The sequence below is a fragment of the [Clostridium] symbiosum ATCC 14940 genome, assembly GCF_000466485.1.
In the GTDB taxonomy this organism is placed as follows: domain Bacteria; phylum Bacillota; class Clostridia; order Lachnospirales; family Lachnospiraceae; genus Otoolea; species Otoolea symbiosa.
In genome coordinates this window covers 6060-6547 of sequence record NZ_KE992849.1, presented here as the reverse complement: position 1 = coordinate 6547, position 488 = coordinate 6060, and positions in this window count along the sequence as shown.

Here is a 488-nt window from a genome sequence, read left to right as displayed (position 1 = left end):
TAATCGTAAAAGACGGCAAGATGGTTTGTCTGGGCGAAGAATAATTGAACAAAAATTGAATTAAGTTTATTTGAATTACGGCGGTGAAAAGTTGTGAAGGCTGACTTTTCACCGCCTTTTTAAGATATAACAAAATGGTTATACCTCATTCATAAAAAGACATAGCAATTTATGGAAAATTAACATCATGATAAAATTATAACAGATACTATATTGATTTTTGCCTGAATTGTCGAATAAAGAAGTGGAATAGATAAGGACAGTGGTAAAACTGTTTTTATAGAAACGCCGGAGATTTCCGGCAGTAACTGTAACTGTAACTCACATCACTTCAAGAAAAGGAGAGACTATGGAAGACAACAGAATCATCGAATGTATCGAAAGAGCGCACTACATCTTATCAAACCTGATGGCAGTGAAGCCGGGTGAAGAGGTTCTTATTGCCATTGACCCACAGACCGACATGCGTATGGCGAATGCCATGGCTG